Origin of the sequence: Flavobacterium sharifuzzamanii, assembly GCF_003254585.1 — a bacterium.
Taxonomy (GTDB): Bacteria; Bacteroidota; Bacteroidia; order Flavobacteriales; family Flavobacteriaceae; genus Flavobacterium; species Flavobacterium sharifuzzamanii.
Genome location: NZ_QJGZ01000005.1, coordinates 1 through 228 on the forward strand (window position 1 = coordinate 1; position 228 = coordinate 228).

Consider the following 228-nt stretch of genomic DNA (forward strand, 5'->3'; position numbering starts at 1 on the left):
GATCACAATACAAGACACTACTGCTCCAACTTGGAATACTGTTGCTGGCACTCTAAATGTAACTTTAGAATGCAGCGATGCAGTTGGACTTGCTGCTGCTCAGGCTCAATTCCCAACAGCTTCTGACCTTTGCGATGCTGATGTTTCTAACATCACTAAAGTAAGCGGACAGTTCGTGGCTTCTCAAGGATGTGGAAACGCAGGAACTTACACTAATACTTGGACAGT

At 44.7% G+C, this 228-nt stretch carries 1 protein-coding gene; it reads left to right on the forward strand.

From position 1 onward, the window contains the following. Window positions 1–228 (forward strand): hypothetical protein (locus DMA14_RS00025; protein ID WP_157957630.1); only part of this gene is annotated, 228 nt, incomplete at both ends.